This is a genomic window from Streptomyces sp. NPDC047981, assembly GCF_040653315.1.
GTDB lineage: Bacteria > Actinomycetota > Actinomycetes > Streptomycetales > Streptomycetaceae > Streptomyces.
In genome coordinates this window covers 1-7,557 of the sequence record NZ_JBEZNQ010000152.1, presented here as the reverse complement: position 1 = coordinate 7,557, position 7,557 = coordinate 1, and the positions used below count along the sequence as shown (strand labels likewise).

General features: G+C 72.9%; 5 protein-coding genes and 1 pseudogene. 4 read left to right on the top strand and 2 right to left on the bottom strand.

Annotated features, from left to right (window positions below; genetic code table 11):
• The 3 genes from AB0E14_RS38720 to AB0E14_RS38710 form a co-directional block, all read left to right on the top strand.
• Positions 1–1,648: PQQ-binding-like beta-propeller repeat protein (locus tag AB0E14_RS38720; RefSeq protein ID WP_362429947.1), on the top strand; the 1,648-nt coding region annotated here is incomplete at its 5' end.
• 135 nt (positions 1,649–1,783) lie between these two features.
• On the top strand, positions 1,784–3,610 hold the full coding sequence (locus AB0E14_RS38715) for a PQQ-binding-like beta-propeller repeat protein (RefSeq protein ID WP_362429944.1): 1,827 nt from the start codon (positions 1,784–1,786) through the stop codon (positions 3,608–3,610).
• Positions 3,611–3,828: 218 nt separating this feature from the next.
• Positions 3,829–4,518: a LuxR C-terminal-related transcriptional regulator gene (locus AB0E14_RS38710; RefSeq protein WP_362429941.1), complete on the top strand. Its 690-nt coding sequence runs from the start codon at positions 3,829–3,831 to the stop codon at positions 4,516–4,518.
• A 228-nt stretch (positions 4,519–4,746) separates the two neighbouring features.
• Here the strand turns inward: AB0E14_RS38710 and AB0E14_RS38705 are convergent, their stop codons facing one another.
• Together AB0E14_RS38705 and AB0E14_RS38700 are read right to left on the bottom strand one after the other, a co-directional pair.
• Positions 4,747–6,111: a carbohydrate-binding protein gene (locus AB0E14_RS38705; protein ID WP_362429938.1), complete on the bottom strand. Its 1,365-nt coding sequence runs from the start codon at positions 6,109–6,111 to the stop codon at positions 4,747–4,749.
• A gap of 119 nt (positions 6,112–6,230) precedes the next feature.
• Positions 6,231–7,157 carry a LysR family transcriptional regulator gene (locus AB0E14_RS38700; protein WP_362429935.1) on the bottom strand — a complete coding sequence of 309 codons (927 nt, stop codon included), beginning with the start codon at positions 7,155–7,157 and terminating at the stop codon, positions 6,231–6,233.
• 217 nt (positions 7,158–7,374) lie between these two features.
• On the opposite strand from AB0E14_RS38700, the pseudogene AB0E14_RS38695 reads away from it, so the two are divergent.
• Positions 7,375–7,557: pseudogene (locus AB0E14_RS38695) on the top strand (galactose-1-phosphate uridylyltransferase); the annotation flags it as partial.

The following is a 7,557-nucleotide window of genomic DNA, read 5'->3' as shown; positions in this document are numbered from 1 at the left end:
CGCCGCGCCCGGCCCGTACAACCAGCCGCCGCAGCCCGGCTACGGCTACCCGCAGCAGCAGCAGCAGCCGCCGCAGCCCGGCTACGGGTACCCGCAGCAGCCCGGCCCGTACGGGCAGCAGCCGGGTCCGTACGGCCAGCAGCCGAACCCGTACGGCGGTGGCGGCGGTTACCCCACCCAGCCCATGGCGCCCGCGCCGGGCGGCAATAACCCGTTCAAGGGCAAGCCGGCCGTCGTCATCGGCGCGGCCGTGGCGGCCGCGCTCGTCATCGGCCTCGGCTCCTGGTTCGCGCTCAGCGGCGACGACGAGGAGAAGCCGGTCGCCAAGCCGACGGCCACCAGCGGTGCCCCGAAGCCGTCCGAGTCCGTCGACCAGGGCGACGGCACCGGTGACGGCCGCAACGCCGAGGACGACCTCAACGCGGGTCGCCAGCAGGGCGAGGCGAAGATCGACTGGCTGCTGAAGAACAACGTCGACCTGCCCCGCAACGGTGCCGACGTCTTCGGCCCGTGGGTGGCGGGCGACGTCGTCGCCAAGGCGATGTACAAGGGCGTCAGCGGCTTCGGCCTCGCCGACGGCGCGCCCAAGTGGAACCTGGACACGCCCTTCGAGGTCTGCGCCGCCGCACCGGAGCCCTCCGCCGACGGCATCCTCGTCATCGCGATCAACGACAAGGCGGGCGACCGCGCCGACTGCAACGTCCTTCAGCAGATCGACCTGAAGACGGGCAAGGCGGGCTGGAAGAAGTCGCTCGACAAGGGCACCGGCTTCAGCTCGTTCTCCGACATCACCCTCGCCATCAGCGGCTCCACGGTGACGGCCGCCGGCATGAACCACTCCTGGGGCTTCTCGCTCGCCGACGGCAAGCAGCTCTTCGGCAAGCCGGCCGACGGCCAGTGCCAGCCGTACGCCTTCGCGGGCGGCTCCAAGCTGATCGCCGCCGCGGCCTGCCGCACCGGTGACGTCAACAAGCCGCAGGAGCAGGTCAGCGAGGTCGACCCGCTGACCGGCAAGCCGAAGTGGACCTTCAAGCTCAAGCCCACCTGGGAGGTCGACAAGGTCTACTCGGTGGACCCGCTGGTCGTCTCCGCCCAGCAGCGCGACGAGAAGAAGTGGACCGTCTTCGCGGTCACCGCGGACGGCAAGCTCCGTTCGCAGATCCAGGGCGGCACCGACAAGTACGCCCCCGACTGCGGCGGCGGCGCGTTCGTCGTCTTCGGCCGCAACCTCCAGGGCTGCAACGGTGTGACCGCCGACGCCAACACCTTCTACATGGCGACGGACTCGGAGTACCGCCAGGCCAACGCCGTCGTCGCGTTCGACCTGAACACCGGCAAGCAGAAGTGGCGCGCCGCCGCCCCCGCCGAGCGCTCGATCACCCCGCTGCGCATGGAGGGTTCGGAGGTCGTCGTCTACATGAAGGCGATGTACGACAAGGGCGGTGCCGTCGCGACCATCGCGCCGACCGGCGGCTCGCCGAAGATCCTGCAGCAGCACCCGCTCTCGACCGCCGAGATCGAGGACGACTACTACAGCCCGGCCTACCTCTACTCCGGCGGCCACTTCATCGTGGCGGCGGGGCGCGTCAGCGCCCAGAACGACGCGGAGGAGAAGGAGACCAAGACGATGATGTCCTTCAGCAAGTGACGCCGGTCCGTCACCGATGACCCCACCGCAGCAGCCGGGCGAGCGCCCCACGACCGCCGTGCACACGGCGGTCGTGGCGGCGCTTGTCGCCGTCGGCACGGCCGACGCCCGCATGACTTCCGAGGTATCCACACCATGACGCAGCCACCTCCGCCGCCGCCCAACCAGCCCCCGACCCCGCCGTCCGGCGGTTTCGGCGCGCCCCAGGACCCTCCTCCCGGTGGTTTCGGCGCGCCCACGCCGCCGCCGAACCAGCCGCCGGGCCAGGCCCCCGGCCAGCCCGCGTACGGCTACCCCCAGCAGCCGCCGGCGCAGCCGCCGACGCAGCCTCAGTACGGCTACCCGCAGCAGCCGCCCACGCAGCCGCAGTACGGGTACCCGCAGCAGCCGCCGACGCAGCCGCAGCAGCCGTACGGCTATCCGGCGCAGCCCCAGCAGCCCTACGGCTACCCGCAACAGCCGCAGCCGTCCACGGTCGTGGCGCCCGGCGGCACGGGCGGCAAGAAGCTGTCCACGCAGATGCAGATCATCATCGCCGCGGTCGTCGCCGTCGTCCTCATCGTCGGCGGCGGGGTCTGGTACGCAAGCTCCGGTGGCGGCGAGGAGAACAACACCGCGGGCGGCACCACCGGCGCGACCGGCGGCCAGAACAAGGGCGGCGACAGCGCGGGCCTCGGCGGCAACGGCAAGGAGAAGGTGCCCGCCGACACCAAGTCCTCGCTCTCGTTCCAGCTTCCGCAGCCCAAGGTCGACGACACCACGGACGTCAGCGGCTCCTGGATCACCGACAAGGCGTACGTGAAGACGGACGTCAACGCGATCATCGGCCGCGACCTCGACAAGGGCACCCCGCTGTGGACCCTGGCCCTGCCCGGCCAGGTCTGCGGCACGTCGCGGCACACCACCGCGGACAACAAGACCGCGATCCTCTTCGAGGCGACCAAGCGGGTCGGGCCGAAGTTCTACCAGCCGTGCACCGAGGTCGGCGTCGTCGACCTGAACGCCGGGAAGCTGGTCTGGACCGCCTCCGTCACCGGCGGCAACGCGGGTGACGACAAGGCGAGGTTCAGCGAGGTCACCCTCAGCGGTACGACCGTCGCGGCCGGCGGCACCGACGGCGGCGCCGCCTTCGACCTGGCCAACGGCAACCCGCGCTGGAAGCCCAAGGCCAACGCGGAGAGCTGCTACGACATGGGCTACGGCGGCGGCGAGGGCCTCGTCGCGGCGCGCAAGTGCGGCTCGTACGGCAGCCAGTACGTCGTCATCCAGAATCTGAACCCGATCACCGGCGCGCCGATCTCCCAGTTCAAGATGCCCACGGGTGTCGAGTACGCGGCGATCGTCTCCACCAAGCCGCTCGTGGTCGCGGCCGACGTCGGCGACACCGCCGGTGACGGCAGCGGCATCTCGGACTTCTTCTCCATCGACGAGAAGACCGGCAAGCTGAAGGTCAAGATCGCGGCGGACGCCGACCGGTTCGCGGCCAAGTGCCGTTCCACCGAGGTCGAGACCTGCAGCAAGGTCGTCGTCGGCAACGGCCGGCTCTACCTGCCGACCGAGGAGCGCGAGGGCAGCACCGGGGAGTACGGCGACGAGACCAACGAGATCCTCGCCTTCGACCTGACCACGGGCAAGCAGATCGTCCAGAAGGCGGACGCGGGCGACCGGTGGACGATGGTCCCGCTGCGCATGGACGGCGGCAACCTGCTGGCGTACAAGATGCCGCCGTACGACAAGGGCGGGCAGATCGTCTCCATCGACGGCGGCACGATGAAGCCGACCGTGCTGATGGAGAACCCGTCCGACAAGACGGTCCGTGACGCGGAGGGCACCTTCTCCGGCGACTACGCCGAGATCCTGTACGCCAACGGCCGGATGTTCATCTCGGACGTCATGATCAGCAAGCCGAGCGGGTCGAGCAGCTACAAGGAGTACCTGGCGCTGGGCTTCTCCACCAACTGAGCCCCGCACCTGAGCCTCGGCACTTGAGCCCCGGCACCTGAGCCCGGCTCGCGATCGCACAGCCCGGCGCGTCGATTCACTCGGCGCGCCGGGCTGTTTGCGTGGGCCCCCGACGGGCGAGGTATTCGAAGTCCGGGGGGACGAACGTGTAGTTTGCCGGGTCATCGGAGTGGCTGGGGCCGGGGGACGGCCCCAGGGGGGATCTAAGGGGTTGCTCGATGGGCGTGCGGCTCATGGTGGTCGACGACCACCGTCTGCTCGCCGAGGCGCTCGCCTCGGCATTGAAACTGCGTGGGCACCGGGTGCTCGCGGCGGCGGCCCCGGTGGCGGGCGCGGCGGACCTGGTGGTGAGCCGGGCACCCGAGGTGTGCCTGCTCGGCACGGCCGCCCCGGCCGAACCGGGGGCTTTCGACCCGATCGTGCGGATCAAGCGCGAGCGGCCGCAGGTGGCCGTGGTCGTCCTTGGGCCGGTGCCGTCGCCGCGCGGGATCGCGGCGGCCTTCGCGGCCGGCGCGTCGGGGTACGTACGGCACGACGAGCGCATCGAGGGCGTGGAGCGGGCGCTGATCAAGGCGCGGGCGGGGGAGTCGGCGGTGGCGCCGCAGCTCCTCCAGGGGGCGTTCACGGAGCTGCTCAACCCGTCGGCGCAGCCCGACGACGAGGGGCAGCGGCTGCTGCGGATGCTGACGCCGCGTGAGGTGGAGGTCCTGGTCCGGGTGGCGGAGGGCGAGGACACCCGGCTGATCGCGGCGGGCATGGGGATCGCGCCGAGCACGGCGCGGACGCATGTGCAGCGGGTGCTCATGAAGTTGGGCGTGGGCTCCCGTCTGGAGGCGGCGGCCCTGGCGGCCCGCACCGGCCTCCTGGACCGGGCCCCGGTCCCGGGGGCACGGACCGAGGCTCCTTAGCGGTCACCGCACCGCTCGGCGCGGTGGCGCGGGTGGCGCGGGAATCGTGTGCGCGCCGGCCTGGAGGCTGTACCGGTTCCTCGCCGCGTCACCACGGCGCTTGGGGCGTCCCCGCGCTTCTCGGCGCGGCACCGCGCTCTCGCGGCTCGCCACGCGGAAGCGCCACCCGCCCGGCGGGGGCGGGTGGCGCTTCGTACGCGGTACGCGGGGAGGAGGCCCGGGTGGTGGTCAGACCCGCTGCCAGAGCGCCGGAACGTTCGGCGGTTCCCAGCCGGTCTGCGCCTGGTGGCCCTGGAGGCAGCGGTAGGTGGCGCCGCCGTACGTGACCGTGGCACCGGCCGCGTACACCTTGCCCGCCGCCCACGTGCCGCCCGGCTCCGGCTCGCCGGGGCCGGGGCCCGGGTCGGACCCGGTGGTCCTGAGCGTCAGGCCGTAGGTCTGCAGCAGCGGGTTGAGCGGCTGGAAGAACGTGGTGCCGCCGCTGGAGCAGTTGCCGGAGCCGCCGGAGGTCACGCCCTGGGCCTGGCTGCCGGATATGTACGAGCCGCCCGAGTCGCCCGGCTCGGCGCATACGGTCGTGCGGGTCACGCCGCTGATCGTGCCCTCCGGGTAGGTCACGCTCGTGTTGTGCTGCTGGATGGTGCCGCAGTGCCAGCCGGTGGTCGACCCGGAACGGCACACGGAGGAGCCGACCGGCTGCAGAACCGAGCCGGTGACCTGCGTGTTCGCGCCGCCCGCGCCCTTCACGTACGGGGTGGCCGTCCAGTTGGTGTTGGCCGCGACCCAGGCCATGTCGGTGCCGGGGAACGTCGAGCCCTGGAACGTGCCCTGAGCGACCTGGTTGTAGCCGCTGGTGCTGGTGCCGACCCGGCCGCAGTGACCCGCGGTCGCAAAGCCCTGCGTGGTGCCCCGGGTCACGGCGAAGCCGACCGAGCAGCGGCCGCCGCCGCCCATGTAGTAGGCGTCGCCGCCCCGGATGTCGTACAGCGGACGCGGCGCCTCGGCGGCCCGCACCACGCGTACGAGCTCACGCGGCACCCCCGTGGCCTCGGCGAGCCGTGCGGCGGCGCCGGCGCGGGTCTCCTCGACGACGAGCGCGTTGGCCCGCACGTCCACGTACCGGACCGGCGTCTCGGCCCCGGCCGACCGGTCCAGGGACGCCTTCGCCCGTTCCAGGGCGGCCAGTTCGTGGCGGACGAGCCGGGCCGTGGCTCCCGTCGCCCGGATGGTCGCCAGGGCGTCGGGGCGGGTGGTCGCCACGGTCAGGGAGCCGGACTCGGCACCCGCGACCCAGGCCCCGGCGAAGGACGCGCCGAGCCGGTCACGGAGCCGGGCGGCGGCGGTCCCCGCCTCGGCCTCGTTGACGAGCCGCCGCTCGGCCTGGGCACGGGTGAGGCCCAGGTCGCGGCCCATCGCGGCGAGCAGCTCGGGCTGTGCCTCGGCCGCTCCAAGGGTCTCGGCGGCACTCCGTACGGACGGCGCGGTACCGGGGGAGGGCTGGGCGGCGGTGGCGGAACCGGCCTGAAGTCCGGCCAGGACCAGGCCGGCCGCGGCCAGCGCGGTACACGCCGCACGGGCGTGTCGTCGGAGCATGGGGAATCTCCTCGGTTCTCGGTGGGGGATCTGCCGAGAACCGTAGGGACGCCCGTCGTGCGGGGGGAGCTGTCGGTCGGCCCCTCCCCTCGCGGTATGGCCACGGGGGGCCGGGTCCCTCAGGCGGTCGCCGCCGTGTGGCTCGCGCTGCCGGTGAGGGCCTCCGCGTGGGCGTCGCGGGCGTGGGCCAGGACGGCGGCGGCGCGGCCCGCCGCCCGGCCCTCCGGGTGCCAGCCGAGCAGGTGACGCCAGATCAGCGGGGTCCCGGCGAGCGGCCGGATCACGATGCCGGGGGTGGCGGGGAAGGTCGCCCGGCACAGGCCCGCCGCCCGGCCGACCTGGACCAGGTGGACGCAGGACGCCGTGTCGGTCTCGTAGACCCGGGCCGGAGTGAAGCCGGCCCGCACGCACGCGGCGGCGAAGCAGTCGCCGAAGCAGCCGTCGCCCGGTACGTCCGTCCAGTCCTCGGCGGCCAGCTCGGCCAGCTCCACCTGCGGTCGGGAGGCGAGGGGGTGGCCGGCCGTGAGCATCACGTGCACCGGGTCGCGGGCCACCTCCGTCCACGCGAGGCGGCCCGCCTCGGGCGGCGGGCTCTCGCCGCAGGCGCCGACGAGCGCGAAGTCGAGGCGTCCGGCCACCACCGCGCAGGCGATCTCCCGTTCCGACCAGGAGGTCCACGTGCTGACCTGGGCCTCCGGCTCCGTCTGCGCGAGCCGGTCGACGAGCCCGCCGAGCAGCGGTCCGTGGGTTCCGCCGAGCCGGTAGCCGGCGGCTCCCTCCCGGGCGAACCGGACGGCCTCCTCCTGGAGTTCGCAGACGGCCGGAAGGACCACTCGGGCCCGTTCGAGGACCAGGTCGCCCAGGGCCGTGGCGCGCACCCCGTCCCGTCCGCGCTCGAAGAGGCGGCCGCCCAGGGCGCGTTCGATCCGCTTGAGCTGGGCGCTCAGGGCGGGCTGCGCCAGGCCGAGAGCGGTGGCCGCGCGGGTGAGGCTGCCGGCCTCCGCGATGGCCCGGACCGTCTTCAGGTGCCGCAACTCCAAGTCCATACGGTCAGCTTGAGGCCCTGTGTGTGACAGGTCCAGACCAAGGAGGGCGGGAGGTCGCGGGGACGCGCCGTGGGGATTGACCGTGGATGTTTGATTGTGGTTCCTTGTGCGTGGTTCTGTTTGGTTCTCTGGTCTGTCGAGGGGACCGGCCGAGGACACCCCGTTGACGACTCCGTTGACGACATCCCGTTGAGGACACCGCGTTGAGGACATCGCCGTGAAGAAGACCGTCACCACCCTCGCCGACGGCCGCGAGCTCATCTACTACGACGCGCGGGACGACGCCGTCCGGGACGCCGTCGACACCCGGCCGCTCGACCCCGTCTCCTCCGCCTCCGAGATCCGCCACGACGTGCTCCTCGGCGACCGGGTCGCCGTCGCCTCGCACCGGCAGGGCCGG